We start from the raw sequence: 581 nt of genomic DNA, 5'->3' as shown, positions 1-581 counted from the left end.
AAAAATGCGATCATCATCGACGAAAGCTGTGACCTTGACTTGGCCGTCGACCTAACAGTAAGTGGTGCCTACGGTCTGGCGGGACAAGCCTGTACCGCTGCGAGTCGAGCAATCGTGTTGGAGGGTGTCTACGATGAGTACCTCGCCACACTCAAACAGCGCGTCGAGGACCTCGTCGTCGGGGATCCTGGCGACGAGCTGACGGACATTGGGCCGAACGTCTCCGCAAGCGGACTGCAGGAGGATATCGACTACATCGAAGCATGCAAAAATGCGGGTGCAACGCTCCTGACGGGAGGGTCGGAGCTCGACCGAGATGGCCACTTCATCGAGCCGACGGTCTTCGCCGACGTTGATCCGGAGATGAAGATCGCACAGGAGGAGATCTTCGGCCCAGTCTTGTCGGTCCTCCCGGTCTCGGACTTTGGGGAGGCGGTTCAGGTCGCAAACGACGTACAGTACGGACTAACGGCCGCTATTTGTACCGATCGACTTCACCACGCAATGTCTTTCATCGACGACATCGAGACTGGAGTCGTGAAAATCAACCAGAAACCCGGTGGGGTCGAGTACCAGATGCC

The 581-nt window shown here is 57.7% G+C and carries 1 protein-coding gene; it reads left to right on the top strand.

Annotated features, from left to right (window positions below; translation table 11 throughout):
* Nucleotides 1-581: aldehyde dehydrogenase family protein (locus C5B90_RS20015; RefSeq protein WP_115883640.1), on the top strand; the 581-nt coding region annotated here is incomplete at both ends.

The sequence above is a fragment of the Haloferax sp. Atlit-12N genome (assembly GCF_003383095.1).
GTDB lineage: Archaea > Halobacteriota > Halobacteria > Halobacteriales > Haloferacaceae > Haloferax.
Note: the sequence above shows the minus strand (reverse complement) of the source record. Positions and strands in the feature narration are given on the sequence as shown.